This is a genomic window from Streptomyces sp. 147326 (assembly GCF_045000215.1).
Classification (GTDB): Bacteria; Actinomycetota; Actinomycetes; order Streptomycetales; family Streptomycetaceae; genus Streptomyces.
In genome coordinates this window covers 1,388,819-1,403,293 of record NZ_CP134201.1, presented here as the reverse complement: position 1 = coordinate 1,403,293, position 14,475 = coordinate 1,388,819, and the positions used below count along the sequence as shown (strand labels likewise).

The following is a 14,475-nucleotide window of genomic DNA, read 5'->3' as shown; positions in this document are numbered from 1 at the left end:
GCGGCCGCCAATGAGTCACGAGGATCTGTACGTCGACCACGACAACGCGCAGTGGGCGTTCGGCACCGGTTTCACCGACCCCCTGCACGGCGTCGACCAGAGGGTGCCGGACGGCATCGACGCCGGAGACCTGGCCGCCTGCTGTCTGGCCCTGGGCGACGACGCCCTGGTGTCCGCCCAGCGGCTCGCCGAGTGGTGCACACGCGCCCCGGAACTGGAGGAGGAACTCGCCCTGGCCAACATCGGCCTCGACCTGCTCGGCCAGGCCCGGCTGCTGTATGCCAGGACGGGACGGGCCGACGGTACGGGCCGCGGCGAGGACGCGTACGCCTACTTCCGTGATCCAGACGGCTTCCGCAACCTACGGCTGGCCGAACTGCCTGGCGGCGACTTCGCCTTCACGATCACACGGCTGCTCGTGTTGTCCGTCTGGCGGCTGGCCGTCTTCGAGGAGCTCACCAGCGCTCCTGATCCGGTGCTCGCCGCCATCGCCGCCAAGAGCGTGAAGGAGCTCTCCTACCATTGCCACTACGCCGCGGTGTGGACCGTGCGCTTGGGCGACGGGACTCCCGAGTCCCGTGACCGTCTCAGAACGGCGCTGTTCGACGTCGCGCCCTGGCTGGGAGAACCACTGACCGACCGGACCGCAGCCGGTCTGGGCGCCGAGTCCGCAGTGGTCGCCGACCGGACGCTGCGGCATCTCGCCGACGTCCTGGTGCGAGCGGGATTCGACCCCTCCGAGGTCCTGCCTCTCGGCCCGGCGTCCGCCCCTGCCATACCCGGCTCCGGCCGCGACGGTGACCGTACCGAACACCTGGCGCCGCTCCTCACCGAACTCCAGAGCATCGCCCGCGCACACCCGCAGGCGCAATGGTGACGCTCGCAGATGCCGGCGAGCACCGCCGAAAGACGGCGCACCGCGCCTGGCGTACCGCCTGCGAGATCCCCGATCCTGAACTGCCCATGCTGACCCTCGCCGACCTTGGAGTGCTCCGCGGTGTCGAGGTGGAGCAGGACGGTACGGTCGTCGTGCGGCTCACCCCGACCTACTCAGGCTGTCCCGCCGTGGCCGAGATGCGGGCTGAAGCCGCCACACGGCTGCAGGCGGCCGGCTTTACCGACGTCCGGGTCGTCACCGTGCTCGACCCGCCCTGGACTACCGACTGGATCACATCCCAGGGCCGCCACAAGCTCGCCGAACACGGCATCGCACCACCGGGGCCTCGGCGCCGCAGCGAATCCGGGCCGGTGTGGCTGTCCCTCGGGCCGGCCCCGTCAGATGTGCCCTGCCCGCGCTGCGCCTCGGTCGACACCGAGGAGATCTCACGGTTCGCCGCAACCGCCTGCCTGGCGCTCCACCGCTGCGGCACCTGCCTGGAGCCCTTCGAGCACCTCAAGGACCTTTGATGACGACCCCCTCCCGTCCCCCCGGCACAGCGCGGACCCGTCTGCGTCCCATCTTCCACGCCCTGCGCGTCGCAGCGGTCGAGGGGCTGTGCTCCGACGCCGCCGCGCTCACCCTCGCGATACCGGACCGCCTGGCCGAGGAATTCGCGTTTCTCCCCGGCCAGTGCCTTACCGTGCGCCGGGAGATCGACGGCCGCGACGAGCGCCGCTCCTACTCCATCTGCTCCCCCGTCGGGGAACCTCTGCGCATCGGCATCCGCGTCGTACCCGGCGGCCTGTTCTCTTCCTGGCTCGTCCACGGTGTGCGCCCGGGAGACACCCTTGAGGTGATGGGGCCGGCCGGTGCGTTCACCCCCGACCTCACCGCAGCCGGACAACCCGGTGATTCCGGTCAACCCGGTGGCCTCGGCCACTACGTGCTCATCGCCGCCGGATCCGGCATCACACCGATGCTGTCGATCGCCGCCTCGGTACTCGGCGCCGACGGCTCATCCCGCATCACCCTCCTCTACGGCAACCGGCGCACCGATACGGTGATGTTCGCGGACGAACTGGCAGACCTGAAAGACCAGTACCCGGCCCGCTTCCAGCTCGTTCACGTGTTGTCCCGCGAGCCGCGCGAGGCCGAAATGCTCACCGGTCGCCTCGATGCGGCGCGGCTCACCGCCCTGCTCGATGCCCTGGTCGACACCGACGGCGTCGACCAATGGTGGCTCTGCGGTCCGCACGGCATGGTCCGTGACTCCAGCGCCATCCTGGCCGGGCTCGGCGTCCCGGCCGACCGAATCCACCAGGAACTGTTCCACGCCGATGAAGAGCCGCCCGCCGCCCGCCACGAGGTCTCGGCGATCGGTCTCACCACGAGCGAAGTCACCGTCGTCCTGGATGGCAGGTCCACCACGTTCCCGGCCCCCCGGGACCGGACCGTCCTCGACGCTGCCCAACAGCTCCGCCCCGACCTGCCGTTCGCCTGCAGAGGCGGCGTCTGCGGGACGTGCCGCGCCCTGGTGACCCAGGGCCGGGGGGACATGCGCCGCAACTACGCCCTGGAGCCCGCGGAGGTGGCCGCGGGATACGTCTTGACCTGCCAGACCCGCCCCGCATCGGACGAGCTCACCGTGGACTTCGACATGTGAGCGCGAACGTGTCGACACCGTTCGGTTTTTTCGACGATGAACGATCGGAAACCTGCGCTGGAAAAGGCGCATGCCGTTCGGCACAGTAAGCCCGGGTCGATCAATCGCTCTTTTCGAACATACGTTCGGTAGGGCAGGGTGAAAGCCTACTTGCCGCCTTGGTCCCCGACGCGGGAGACCGCGCGAACTCGGGCCGTCCGCAACGTTCGTTGACCGACGGCGTGCGCCCATCGAAATCTTGAGCGGACCGGCAGTGACGGACCGCACTGAATCATTTTATGGAAAGTGAGAGCAAGGCGTGAGTGAGCAGCCGCTCGTAAAGCCCGCAGCGCCATCCGGACCGGCCCGGCCCAATGTCGACGCTGGAGACGCCGGTTACAGCAAGTCGTTGAAGTCCCGGCACGTCAGCATGATCGCCATCGGCGGTGCCATCGGCACCGGCCTCTTCCTCGGTGCCGGCGGCCGCCTCGCCGAGGCCGGCCCGTCGTTGTTCGTCGCGTACGCGGTCTGCGGCGTCTTCGCCTTCCTCGTCGTCCGCGCGCTCGGCGAACTCGTCCTGTACCGGCCCTCGTCCGGCGCCTTCGTGTCGTACGCCCGGGAGTTCCTCGGCGAGAAGGGTGCCTACACCGCAGGCTGGATGTACTTCCTGAACTGGGCCACGACCGGTATCGCCGACATCACCGCGGTGGCCACCTACACTCACTACTGGGGCATGTTCTCCGACATACCCCAATGGGTGATCGCGCTGATCGCCCTGGCGGTCGTCCTCGCGGTCAACCTGATCTCGGTGCGGATCTTCGGCGAGCTGGAGTTCTGGTTCGCAATCGTCAAGGTCGGCGCCCTCGTCGTCTTCATGTGTATCGGCATCTTCCTGCTGGTGACCCAACACCCCGTCGACGGTCACAACCCCGGTCTGTCCGTGATCAGCGACAACGGAGGCGTCTTCCCCAACGGTCTGCTGCCCATGCTCCTGATCACCCAGGGCGTCATCTTCGCCTACGCCGCAGTCGAGCTGGTCGGCGTTACCGCAGGTGAGACCGAGAACCCCGAGAAGATCATGCCCAAGGCGATCAACTCGATCATGTGGCGAGTGGCGCTGTTCTACGTCGGCTCGGTCATCCTGCTCTCGATGCTGCTTCCGTGGAACAAGTACGTCGCCGGCGAGAGCCCCTTTGTGACGGTGCTGTCCAACATCGGTGTCCCCGCCGCGGGCGGCGTGATGAACCTCGTCGTCCTCACCGCGGCCATGTCCTCGCTCAACTCCGGCCTCTACTCGACCGGCCGCATCCTGCGCTCCATGGCGATGTCCGGCTCGGCGCCGAGGTTCACGAGTGCGATGAGCCGCAGCCAGGTTCCCTACGGTGGCATCCTGCTCACGACCGGTATCTGTGTGCTCGGCGTCGGCCTCAACTTCGTCGTACCGGCGGAGGCGTTCGAGATCGTCCTGAACTTCGCGGCAATCGGCATCCTGGCCACCTGGGGCATGATCATGATCTGCCACCTGCTCTTCTGGCGGAAGACGCAGCAGGGCGAGCTGACGCGTCCTGGCTACCGGCTGCCCGGCTCGCCGTGGACCGAGATCGTGACCCTCGGCTTCCTGGCCTCCGTCCTGGTGCTGATGTATGCCGACGGCGGCGCCGCACGCACCACCGTGCTGTGTCTTCCGCTGATCGTCGGGGCTCTCATCGGCGGGTGGTTCGGCGTGCGCGGCCGGGTGGCCAGCATGCGCAGGGCAGCCGAGGACGCCCCAGCCAGGCCATGACCTCGACGGCGACACATCGGGGCGGCTCGCCCAGGCATCAGTGGCGTGACATTACCTGCCTGATCCAGGCCGTGCCGCCAACCGGCCCAGAACGCGTTCAAGCGTGACCTCGCAGCGCTTTTCAATGGCCCGGTGTCGCCTTACCATCCGACCGCGCACCAGGGATTCCTGGCCACCGCGCACCCCTCGATACGGCACCCAGCCCTAGAACCGGCGGCGCTGACCCTTGTAATCCGCCGCCGTCAGCCCGAGTCAACCGCGAGGCGTAGCGTGACATCACACTCTGCGCGTCCGGAACAAGCTCTCCCACGAGAAAGCCAGCTGTTTCAGGCGCTGTCATGTTCGATCTTCACCGGCTAAGACTTCTCAGGGAGCTCAAGCACCGCGGCACGCTGGCCGCCGTTGCCGCTGCCTTGTCCTACAGTCCATCGACCATTTCTCAGCAGTTGTCGCTGCTGGAATCCGAGGTCGGCGTCCGGCTACTGGAACACGTCGGTCGGCGGGTACGCCTCACCCAACAGGCGGAGATCCTCGTTGCCCACACCGAGGCTGTCCTGGAGCGGCTGGAACGCGCAGAGACCGACATCGCGACATCCTTGACCGATTTGACCGGAACACTCCGCATCGCTTCCTTTCAGAGTGCGGCGCTTGCCCTGGTGCCCACCGCGCTGAACTTGCTGCATGCCGCTCATCCGCTGCTGCGTGTCCATCTCACTCAGATGGAGCGGGAAAGTGCCATTTCTGCTCTCCTGGCGCGTGACTTCGACCTGATCATCGACGTGGAGTACCCCGGTATTCCCGGTCCTCGGCCCGCGGAGGTGGAGCAGGAGGAGTTGTGTGAGGACACCCTGCATCTGGCTCATCCGGCCATTGGAGGCGTGGCCGACCCCATGGAGGCGCTCCTCAGCCTGGCAAAACAGCCGTGGATCATGGAGCCCGAGGGAACCGTCGCTCGCCGCTGGTCGATGGCACTGTGCCGCCAAGCAGGCTTCGAACCCGACATCCGTTACGAGTCCACCGATCACTTCCTGCATCTGCGGCTCGCCGAACAGGGTCATGCGGCCGCGCTGCTTCCGGGTTTGGCATGGCACGGCCGTCCCCCGAAGGTCCCCCTACAGCCATTGCCACGGGCTCATCACAGGCGCAGACTGCTCACTGCCGTGCGTCGCGGAGGCGGCCAGCACCCCACCATCAAAGCTGCCCGGCAGGCACTGCTCGGGGCTGCTGAGCAGTTGGTGCTGTGACCGCATGAGCCGTGGGGGCCCTGCTCTTGTCAGGCCAGACGTCTGAGCACGTCTTCGACCGCGTCGATGAGCGGATCGCCCTCCGTGCCTGTCCGCCTTATGAGACCCAGTTCGACGTCAGGGAGTTCTGGCAGGCCGCCGTACGCGGCCGTGCCGGGTTCCACGCAGGCAGGCAGTAGAGCCGCAGCGCCGAGGCCGGCCCGGACGGCGGCTTGCACGGCGGCCAGGCTGGTGCTTTCGAAAACAACACGCCATGTACGTCCGTTGGCTTCCAACGCATCCAGCACCGGCGTGCGCCAGCGACACGGCAGGGAGAACAGCACGAGAGGGAGGGGGTCAGCGTCTGGATCCAGTCCGGGCCCGACGGCCCATCTCAGCGGCAACCGGATCGTCCAGCGCGGAAGGCCGGGCAGGTAGGACGGATCACTCGCCGGCCTTGGTCGGGCCCACTCCGGTGGCCGTGCGGTGCAGCAGTGGCTGTCCGACGGAGCGTTCGAGCTTCCGCAGCTGCTGGCTGAGGGCCGGCTGGCTGTACCCGAGCGCGGCTGCGGCGCGACTGATACTGCCGAGGCGGGCGCAGCTGACGAACATCCGCAGCAACGACGTCTCTAGATCGCGGTCGAAGGCCATAACCGCACGTTATACGGCCCCCTGTTCATTGGGTAGTTCCATCTGAAGGAGCGAATCATTAGCGTCAGTCCCATGCACTACTTCCACGTCGATGTGTTCAGCCCTCGGCCCTTCAGCGGCAACAGCCTCACTGTCTTCCCCGATGCCGCCCAGCTCAGCAGCGGCCAGATGGCGGCCATCACGCGGGAAATGCGCCACTTCGAATCGATCTTCCTGACTGGTGAGGACGCGGAAAACGGAGCTTGGCGGGCCCGCGTCTTCGACCTCGCCGAGGAACTCGACTTCGCCGGCCACCCTGTCATCGGAGCCGCCTGTGTCCTGCACGCGCTGCACGGCAGTGGCGACAGTGAGACATGGAAGATGAAATTGAAATGCCGCACGGTGGAGATCACCACACATCGGCGTGGTCCCGGGCGGTACGCGAGCGTGCTGGATCAGCGCGCTCCCTCCTTCCTCGGCCAGCCGGACCGCAAGGACCTGGCGTCTTGGTTTTCGCTGGATGAAGAAGACCTGGATGCGGATCTCCCGCCCGAGGTGGTCTCCACCGGTCTGCGCTACCTGGTGCTGCCGGTACGCAGCGGCGCACTCGAACGGGCCCGGATCGCTTTCGATCTCGACACGCCGCTTTCCAGTCTCGGCGCACAGTTCGCCTATCTCCTCGATGCCGACACCTTGGAGTCACGGCACTGGAACAACGACGGCATCGTCGAGGACGTGGCGACCGGAAGCGGAGCAGGATGTGCCGCCGCCTATCTGCGCCGCCACGGCCGCATCCGCGACGGGGAAAAGGTGGTCCTCAGACAGGGCCGGTTCACTGGCCGTCCCAGCCAGATGACGATCAGCGCGCAGGGCCCAAGTGGGGACGTCCGCTCGGTACAGGTCGGCGGCGAAGTCTCGTTCGTCGCGAACGGACGTTTGGAGGAGCTGCCAGCATGAGCGGATTGCTGGATACTTCCGGTCCGACAGCCGCCGTCTGGTCGCTGTCGGGTGAACCCATCCGGGGGAGCGGGCCAGATTCGACGCTATCTTTTTGCGGAGTCGGTCACGACTTCTCTCTGACGGCTCGGCCGGTAGAGCGTCGGCGGCCGCGTCCGGCAGAGCAGTTTCTCGACCTGAGGATCCAAACTGGCGGCACATGCAGACCGCCTGGCGCCGTCTGACAGGTTCGGCCGCTTTGGTATATCGCTGCACTGCATCTCCTGATGTCGCCCAGGTGGGCGAGGCGGACGCGGCTGCAAGAACCCGCGGCTGAGACAGAGTCGGGTTGCCCGCCCCAGCGCTACGGCTTCCCTCGGCGTCTCGGCCGACACCCTCGGGCAGCCAAGCGCTCAAGCCGGCCTGCCACCATAGGAGGCGGTCGCGCCGAGAGTTCCCCCAGCCAGTGGCACTGGCACAGCAAACGTAAGCCGCATCTCGTCAGGGGAAGACCCATGCTCAGATTCCTAGCCGCCGAAGCCGATTCGACGTCCACAAGAGCAGGACAACACGGGCCGGACTCGGATGCCGAATTCCGCGCCGGTTGGTCAGTTGCACAGACTGGATCAATACACTCATGAACGCTGAACTTCCCACCGGATATGAGATATCCGCAGACCCCGCCCGCCTCGATCCTGCGCTGATCCACCAGTGGCTGTCACAGGACTCCTACTGGGCCATTGGCCGATCCAGGGAAAAACAGGACATGGCGATCGCCTGTTCCCTCAACTTCGGCGTCTACGACAGCGCCTCAGGCGCCCAGGTCGGTTATGCCCGTGTTGTCACTGACTCGGCCACCTTCGCCTGGTTGTGTGACGTCTACATCGCACGCGACGCACGTGGAAAGGGCCTGGGAACCGCTCTGGCCACTGCGATCCGGGACCATCTTTCTCCCTGCGGCCTGCGTCGAATCCTGCTGGCCACGGCGGACGCGCACGCGGTCTACGCCAAGGTGGGCTTCGCATCACTGGAGAAACCGGAGAAGTGGATGACACTAGGGGAGCAGTGAGCCCCCAAGCACCTCGGCGAAATGGGCCTCCAGCCGCGATACGGGGAACGCGAGACCGGACCAAGGCAGGCGGTACGAGCTGCCGCAATGCGGTGCGCGGGGAAGCCAAGCGCCTCGCCGTAGTTGCGGTTCGACGGATTCGGAACACCGCTCCGCCGACTCGTCCCAACACGCTGCGACGCTCTTCGGCGTGTGGTCCTATGAGACCGGACGGGATCAGGGAGAGGCATGCCGGAAGACCAGTCGGGCCTGTATCAGGCAGGCGAAACGGTGCTGTTGGTCAAGGTGCCCGAAGCCGAGCCGCTCGTGGGCGGATGGCGCCGGCGGTTCGACTCCTCGGCCGGAGCCAGGCTTCCGGCGCACGTGACGGTGCTCTATCCATTTCTGGACCATGGCCGCATCGATGCCGACGTGCTCGGCGCGCTCGAATTACTCGTTGGTGCCCACGGAGCCTTCGACATCCGGTTCGAAGGCTTCGGGCGGTTCCCCGACGTGCTCTTCCTGGTGCCTACACCGGGGGGTCCGCTGCGGGCTCTTACTCAAGCCGTCTGCGAACGATGGCCGGAGGTCCCGCCCTATGGGGGCCGGTTCGTCGAGGTCGTCCCGCACCTGACGGTGGCCCATGGTCAGGAGCGGAGCGTATTCGACGAGGCCGAGGCCGCCCTCACCGGCCGTCTGCCGGTCACCGCCCGCGTTTCGGCGGTTCAGCTTTTGGTTTGCGACGGCGAGTCCTGGCATGAACAGGCGGCCTTTCCCCTGCGCGGCCGAGGTGAATCATGTCGATGAGGTCGTCGCGGCTGGTGAGGTTGCCGTACCGAAGGTCGCAATCCGCCAGAAGGGGTACTTGGAGTTGGATTGTTCCGGACGGGCTGTGGGAGATCGCGGAGCCGCTGATCCCACCGTCAAAGGTGCGGCCGCAGGGCGGGCGCCGGCGCGAGCGCATCATCGGCCCGGCGCGCGGCGGGCCACCGCCTCGTACAGACGCCACTCGGCCCCCGTGCGGGCCTCCGACACCTGCCTGGCCAGCACCGAGACGCCGGGTAGCAGCACCCTGCGTCTGTCGTCGGATCCATTTCACGACGCGCATACCCCCGAGCCTCCATCCGGGAGGCCATAGCGCTGATGGCGGCAGTCGTCAGCACGGGGCCGACGACCTGACCCGTGCTCATGAGTCCCTGATGCCCCCAGCGTTCCAAGCAAATTAGGTGTATCTGGTTGATACTGATCCGGCTTGCCACAGCGCTGCCTATCAAGTCGATCGCCTTGCTGAGGTCGGTCAGTTCCCCCGTCAGCAGGCGAGGGAGGTCGACCCCCCTCCCTACGCGCGAGTCTTCAAGCAAGTTGATATGTAAAGAGTTTGACTATTTGATGCGGGTCGGCTCTATTCTTCCATCCAGGAGGCGTACCCCTTGCATGCCCGTATAGGCCCCGCTGCGGGCGCGGCGGTTCTGTGCCACGCGTGGTTCTTCTTCGGTTTCCTCTATGAGGAGATCGTCGATGTCCCGAACATGATGATGGGCGCACGTGCTGTGGAAGCCCAGTCTTTGTGGGACCCGTACCATTCGGTCACCAACCCGGTCTTCTACTATGCGATCGTGGCTGTCCCGGTACTGGGCTCGCTGGCCTTTCTCTGGCTGAAGCGGGGCGGGCTGTCGCCCGCGAACCAGACTCGCCTGCGACTCGCCACCTGCGGCCATCTCGCCATGGCCGCGCTCACCTTCGTCGCCGTCACGCAAATCAACGGCACGCTGTATTTCGGGCCTCCGATCAACGACCCGGCGCGCGTCGACACACTTGCCTGGGCCTGGTTCGGGGTCAACGCTCTGCGCATCGGGGCCACAGCCTTCGCCACGGTCAAACTCATCGACTTGTACCTGAACATCCGCGGTACGTCGACACGTTATCCCGCATGACCTGCCTCTCGACCGCCCACCACCGAGGTATCACGGCCGCATCAACGGGATACACCAGCCCGCAGGCCAGGGCCGAAGCTGGCTCTCACCGTGGCAGCGTGCATTGACGATCCGGCGCGGGCTCGGGCATCGGCTGCTTCCCCGCGGGGTGCCCCGTCGTGATTGTCAAGGGGCTGGAGGTGGTCACGGCTGAAGCGCCAGGAACGCCGGGCCGGCCGCGTTCGCGCTGCAGATCAAGCCTCGCCACGATCGGGAGCTTCCTTTTCACAGGTTGGGGGCCACCACGTAAGGGCTGTCCTTCCCACGGCGGGCGGGTGGGCACGGCGGGCTGCCGCATGGTGCTGGAGGCCGGGCGCGGCCGAGCTGGTTGAAGGGCGACAAGGTGGCGGACCCACTCCTCACGATCGGTGGCGTCACCGGGTGACAACCCGCGTCGCGCCCACCTCCGTGGCATCCGTGGAACTCTTCGAAGCCGTGGATCAACGTGAGTAACGTGACGGTCGCGACGGGCCGCTCACGGGAACCGTCAGCGCCTGAACCTGACTTGAGGCTAACGTTCGATTCTCTCGACGATGAATGATCGGAAACTTGCGCTAGAAAAAGTGCTGGCCGATCGGCACAGTAGCTCCGAGTCGATCAACTTGTCGGCTCGCTGGAAGTCGGCGCCAGAGCGTCCCCCGCTGGCGTTGTCGCACGACCAGCAGGTCGTACAGGAACCGCAGGGCCGACCTGGGCAGAACGACATCTGATGGGTAGGCAAGCACACAAAGCCCGGGCGGGGCTCTGGTGCCTGGCCTTGGGCGGCGAGCGGCTTGTGGAACACTGTTGTTGACGGTACCCAAATCGTCCAATTCGGGGATGAGGCTACGGGCGACGCGAAGACGACTCTCTTCTCTCTTCAAAGGTGAACGCATGAGCCAGCATGTGACAGTCCTGTGCTGGAACCTCAAACGCAACGGTGCTGGTGACACCACCAAGCGGCGGCGTGCCCACGAGCTGCTGGCATCCCTCGACCCTCACCTCGTCCTCCGCCAAGAGATGGATGGTGCTGCGGCGGACGGCAACCGGATCATGTACGAGGTTGAGGCTGTCCTTGGCTTGCGCGGCTGGCTCGGCCCCCGAGCCTGCACGGCCGTCTTCGCGAACCCGACGCTGTTCCAGCCGCTGAGGGAGTGTGAGGACGTCGGCCCTGTTTGGGTTCATCCACCCACGGTTGCGGTCTTCCGCTTCACACCAGGCGGCAGCCAGTCCCTGCCCTTTGTTGTGGCTTCTTATCACCTGAACCACGCCTCGGCCACAACCCGCCAGGCCGAGGTGGAGCGGCTGACGAAGTGGGCCGACCGCAAGTGGACGATGCCGGACGGCGAGCGGATGCTGATGCCCGCCCTCATGGGCGGTGACAACAACTCCTACCCGGTGCCCGGTCTGGAAGGGGACCTCCCCCTGCCGGATTTGGAACAGATCGCCGACCGGCCGCACCGGCTCCACCGCTCCCACATCGGCCCCGATGGGCAGCGGCTGTTGGACACCTGCCCTGACGAGGCTCTGCGCACCGCCGGCCTGGAGGACGTGGCCCGCTATTGGGCGAACACCCGCGATGGCGACAAGACAGCCGCGTCCCGCACGATGAACGCCAGTCCGACGCACGGCCCGGACACGCGGATCGACAGGATCTACGCCACGCCCGCCCTACTCGGAGCGGTGAGCGATGTCGACGTGATCGAGGTCGAACCGGGTATGTCAGACCACCACATCGTCCGTCTGACCCTTGACGCCGACCGCCTGACCGACGCCCTCACCTACCGGCCCCGGAGGCAAGCCGCGCCAGCTGTAGCATCCGAAACGATCGACGACTGAAGCGCCCACCTTACGACCAAACCGGGACCGGCGCCTGCCGTGGGCCGGCCGCGCTCGGCACCATGCCCGCAAGATCACGTCCACGGGTATCGCCGGCGTAAGCCCCAAAGCCGGCACATGGAGGCCGCGGTGACCGACGACGCGCTGGATCTGTTCGTGCTGCTGATGCAGGTGAGGCTGATCAGCGCCGCACGCCGGACCGGGACTGGGTGGCGGCCCGGGGCCGAGTGGCGAAGGGGTCACGGATGCTCGATGGGGTGTTCCGGCTGTGGAGCGAGCAGCAGGACCTGGTTGCCGAGAGCGGCGCGGATCTGGATGCGGGCGCGATGTGGCGGGCGCTGGAGACGGAGATCGGCCAAGGGGACGATCAGAACAGCCATAACGCTGAGTACTTGATCTTGCGAGAGCAGGACCCCGGCGGGAAGGCGTTCGCCGGGGTCGCCGGTCGCCAGGTCATCCAAGGGGAGTGGCTCCGGCGTTTGGGTGGGGCTGGGCCTGGAGCCGGTCGCGGAGGTCGATCTCTTCGGGGGTAAGCGGCTCCCCGGGGCGGCGGATGCGGACGGGCTTGGGCCGAAGCGACAGGCCGTGGTCTGCGGGGGCCTGTTCGGCTTCTGCGAGTGCTCGGTAGAGGGAGGTGACGGATGGGGACTTGCCTGCGTTCTTCCCAGTCTTGATGGTGAGCTTCTTCGCGATGTCCGGGACGGGGACGCCCTTGTCCTTCAGTGCGACGGCGAAGGTGTACGGCCCGCCGGAGAAACGCGAGGTCGCCTGGTACCTGGTGGATCGGGCAACCGCGCACAGGATCGGCGGACGGCACCCGCTCAGTTCCCGTTCCGCACCAGCAGCCCGTCCACCAGGTGCTCCAGTGCCTCCGCCATCTCCGTGCGGGTGGCCCCGGGATCGTCCGCGTGCGCGACCATCAGCGCCGCCTCGTTCAGCGCGCCGAGAAGGATGTGGGCCAGCGGCGGTACGGGCCGGGGGGCCAGCGCCCCGGCCGCCATCGCCGCCTCCAGGGCCGCCGTGATCACTCCGAGGCCGTGCTCCTGGCCGATCTCCCGCCACCGCCGCCAGCCCAGCACCCCTGGGGCGTCCAGCAGCAGAACGCGTTCCACGTCCGGCTCGGCGAAGGCGTCGAGAAACGCGCGCGCCCCCGCCTTCAGCGCCTGCACCGGATCCGTGGCGGTTGTCATGACCTGCACGGCGATCCGCTCGGTCAGCTCCGCCTCGACCGTCTGCACCGTGGCGTCGAACAGATCGTTCTTGTCCCGGAACTGGTGGTAGAGCGCCCCCCGGGTCACGCCGGCGGCCCGGACGATCTCCTCGGTCCCCACCCCCGCGTAGCCGCGCTCGGCGAACAGCGACCGGGCGGCGGCGATGAGAGCCGCCCGGGTCGCCCGGGAACGCTGGGTGTGCTTGGTGCCGGTCGATTCCATCCTGCCCCCTTGAGTTCCGTACAGCCTGTATGCCACTCTACATGCATACAGTCTGTATGTAATTTGCCGCGAAGGGTACCCGCCATGCCACAGCTCACGCTCGACCAGGGAACCGTCCACTACCGGGACACCGGAGAAGGCGAGCCTGTGCTGCTTCTGCACGGGTACCTCATGGACAGCAGGCTCTGGGAACCGGTCGTCGCCCGGCTCGCCCCGGACTTCCGGTGCATCACCCCCGACCTGCCCCTCGGTGCCCACCGCACCCCGATGAACCCCGGCACGGACCTCAGCCTCCCGGGGATCGCCCGGCTGGTCGCGGATCTGATCGTCGCCCTTGATCTGCCCCGGGTGACCCTGGTCGCCAACGATCTCGGCACCGCCGTCGCCCAGCTCGTCGCCGTCCGTCATCCCGAGCGGATCGGGCGTCTCGTCCTCACCAACGGCGAGTGCTTCGACAACTGCCCGTCACCCTGGTTCAGATCACTTGACCCCGCCTCCCGGGTGCCCGGTCTGCTCACCCTGGTTTTCCAGGCCCTGCGGCTGCGTGCCGTTCGTCGCATGCCCTTCGGGTTCGGCCTGCTGACCAGGGGCGCACTGCCCCACGATCTGATCGACGACTGGCTGGGGGCCTTCTTCGCCGACCCCGGCGTCCGGCGCGACTGCGTCAAGGTCACCCGTGGGATCGTCCCCACGGCCCTGCTCGAACCGGCAAGGCGGCTCGCCTCCTTCGACCGGCCCACCCTGCTCGCCTTCGCCCGCGAGGACCGGCTCTTTCCCTACGCGCACGGCGAGCGACTGGCCGCGATCGTGCCCGGCGCCCAGCTGAAGGCCATTCCCGACAGCCGCACCTGGGTGATGCGCGACCAACCCGACCTGACAGCCCTGCTCATCAGCGAGTTCATCCGCAACACCCCCACCGGCGCCACGCCGGCGGACGCCACTCCCGCCTGATCCCGGTCCAGGACCCACTGCCCGTGACGCGCCCTAGTGACCGGGTTTTGAGGTGTGGGCTCGCCCCATGAGTTGGGTTCTGTTTCAGATCATGTGGGTCCGGTGTCCTCATGGCATGGGCGATAACAGGCTGCCACCACTGGTGCTGTCGGAAGCTG

14 protein-coding genes are annotated in these 14,475 nt (G+C 67.0%); 11 read left to right on the top strand and 3 right to left on the bottom strand.

The window, feature by feature from the left end:
- Positions 1–10 precede the first annotated feature (10 nt).
- The 5 genes from paaC (at position 11) to RIU97_RS06410 (ending at position 5,549) form a co-directional block, all read left to right on the top strand.
- Complete coding sequence (gene paaC, locus RIU97_RS06430) at positions 11–877, top strand: 1,2-phenylacetyl-CoA epoxidase subunit PaaC (protein ID WP_030302962.1); 867 nt, start codon at positions 11–13, stop codon at positions 875–877.
- On the top strand, positions 871–1,407 hold the full coding sequence (paaD, locus tag RIU97_RS06425; protein WP_404954029.1) for a 1,2-phenylacetyl-CoA epoxidase subunit PaaD: 537 nt from the start codon (positions 871–873) through the stop codon (positions 1,405–1,407). Before paaC ends, paaD begins: the two co-directional genes overlap by 7 nt.
- On the top strand, positions 1,407–2,543 hold the full coding sequence (gene paaE / locus RIU97_RS06420; RefSeq protein ID WP_404954027.1) for a 1,2-phenylacetyl-CoA epoxidase subunit PaaE: 1,137 nt from the start codon (positions 1,407–1,409) through the stop codon (positions 2,541–2,543). The genes paaD and paaE overlap by 1 nt, the downstream gene beginning before the upstream one ends.
- A 298-nt stretch (positions 2,544–2,841) precedes the next feature.
- Complete coding sequence (locus RIU97_RS06415) at positions 2,842–4,305, top strand: amino acid permease (protein WP_404954025.1); 1,464 nt, start codon at positions 2,842–2,844, stop codon at positions 4,303–4,305.
- A 338-nt stretch (positions 4,306–4,643) separates the two neighbouring features.
- Complete coding sequence (locus tag RIU97_RS06410; RefSeq protein WP_404954023.1) at positions 4,644–5,549, top strand: LysR substrate-binding domain-containing protein; 906 nt, start codon at positions 4,644–4,646, stop codon at positions 5,547–5,549.
- Between the two features lie 29 nt (positions 5,550–5,578).
- Here the strand turns inward: RIU97_RS06410 and RIU97_RS06405 are convergent, their stop codons facing one another.
- Positions 5,579–5,872: a LysR substrate-binding domain-containing protein gene (locus RIU97_RS06405; RefSeq protein ID WP_404954021.1), complete on the bottom strand. Its 294-nt coding sequence runs from the start codon at positions 5,870–5,872 to the stop codon at positions 5,579–5,581.
- Positions 5,873–5,972: 100 nt separating this feature from the next.
- The gene (locus tag RIU97_RS06400) at positions 5,973–6,179 is read right to left on the bottom strand and encodes a LysR family transcriptional regulator (RefSeq protein ID WP_404954019.1); all 207 of its coding nucleotides are present in this window, start codon (positions 6,177–6,179) and stop codon (positions 5,973–5,975) included.
- Between the two features lie 72 nt (positions 6,180–6,251).
- Here RIU97_RS06400 and RIU97_RS06395 point away from each other — a divergent pair, with 72 nt between their 5' ends.
- The 5 genes from RIU97_RS06395 to RIU97_RS06375 all read left to right on the top strand — a co-directional run bounded on the left by RIU97_RS06395 (position 6,252) and on the right by RIU97_RS06375 (position 11,933).
- The gene (locus tag RIU97_RS06395) at positions 6,252–7,115 is read left to right on the top strand and encodes a PhzF family phenazine biosynthesis protein (RefSeq protein ID WP_404954017.1); all 864 of its coding nucleotides are present in this window, start codon (positions 6,252–6,254) and stop codon (positions 7,113–7,115) included.
- A 616-nt stretch (positions 7,116–7,731) separates the two neighbouring features.
- Entirely contained in the window at positions 7,732–8,163 is a 432-nt protein-coding gene (locus tag RIU97_RS06390) for a GNAT family N-acetyltransferase (protein WP_404954015.1), read from the top strand.
- Between the two features lie 228 nt (positions 8,164–8,391).
- Complete coding sequence (locus RIU97_RS06385) at positions 8,392–8,949, top strand: 2'-5' RNA ligase family protein (protein ID WP_404954013.1); 558 nt, start codon at positions 8,392–8,394, stop codon at positions 8,947–8,949.
- Positions 8,950–9,572: 623 nt separating this feature from the next.
- Positions 9,573–10,076, top strand: a complete 504-nt coding sequence (locus RIU97_RS06380) for a hypothetical protein (protein ID WP_404954011.1) — start codon at positions 9,573–9,575, stop codon at positions 10,074–10,076.
- 912 nt (positions 10,077–10,988) lie between these two features.
- Positions 10,989–11,933 carry an endonuclease/exonuclease/phosphatase family protein gene (locus RIU97_RS06375; RefSeq protein WP_404954009.1) on the top strand — a complete coding sequence of 315 codons (945 nt, stop codon included), beginning with the start codon at positions 10,989–10,991 and terminating at the stop codon, positions 11,931–11,933.
- Positions 11,934–12,754: 821 nt separating this feature from the next.
- Here RIU97_RS06375 and RIU97_RS06370 read toward each other — a convergent pair.
- A complete protein-coding gene (locus RIU97_RS06370) occupies positions 12,755–13,366 on the bottom strand; it encodes a TetR/AcrR family transcriptional regulator (protein WP_404954007.1) in 612 nt (203 codons plus the stop codon).
- An 84-nt stretch (positions 13,367–13,450) separates the two neighbouring features.
- Here RIU97_RS06370 and RIU97_RS06365 point away from each other — a divergent pair, with 84 nt between their 5' ends.
- A complete protein-coding gene (locus tag RIU97_RS06365; protein ID WP_404954005.1) occupies positions 13,451–14,317 on the top strand; it encodes an alpha/beta fold hydrolase in 867 nt (288 codons plus the stop codon).
- Positions 14,318–14,475: the final 158 nt, after the last annotated feature.

What these genes read in the sequence shown, in the direction of transcription:
- paaC (WP_030302962.1), top strand. Translation starts at nt 11, where the DNA reads ATGAGTCACGAGGATCTGTACGTCGACCACGACAACGCGCAGTGGGCG.
- paaD (WP_404954029.1), top strand. Translation starts at nt 871, where the DNA reads ATGGTGACGCTCGCAGATGCCGGCGAGCACCGCCGAAAGACGGCGCAC.
- paaE (WP_404954027.1), top strand. Translation starts at nt 1,407, where the DNA reads ATGACGACCCCCTCCCGTCCCCCCGGCACAGCGCGGACCCGTCTGCGT.
- RIU97_RS06410 (WP_404954023.1), top strand. Translation starts at nt 4,644, where the DNA reads ATGTTCGATCTTCACCGGCTAAGACTTCTCAGGGAGCTCAAGCACCGC.
- RIU97_RS06400 (WP_404954019.1), bottom strand. Translation starts at nt 6,179, where the DNA reads ATGGCCTTCGACCGCGATCTAGAGACGTCGTTGCTGCGGATGTTCGTC.
- RIU97_RS06395 (WP_404954017.1), top strand. Translation starts at nt 6,252, where the DNA reads ATGCACTACTTCCACGTCGATGTGTTCAGCCCTCGGCCCTTCAGCGGC.
- RIU97_RS06390 (WP_404954015.1), top strand. Translation starts at nt 7,732, where the DNA reads ATGAACGCTGAACTTCCCACCGGATATGAGATATCCGCAGACCCCGCC.
- RIU97_RS06385 (WP_404954013.1), top strand. Translation starts at nt 8,392, where the DNA reads ATGCCGGAAGACCAGTCGGGCCTGTATCAGGCAGGCGAAACGGTGCTG.
- RIU97_RS06375 (WP_404954009.1), top strand. Translation starts at nt 10,989, where the DNA reads ATGAGCCAGCATGTGACAGTCCTGTGCTGGAACCTCAAACGCAACGGT.
- RIU97_RS06370 (WP_404954007.1), bottom strand. Translation starts at nt 13,366, where the DNA reads ATGGAATCGACCGGCACCAAGCACACCCAGCGTTCCCGGGCGACCCGG.
- RIU97_RS06365 (WP_404954005.1), top strand. Translation starts at nt 13,451, where the DNA reads ATGCCACAGCTCACGCTCGACCAGGGAACCGTCCACTACCGGGACACC.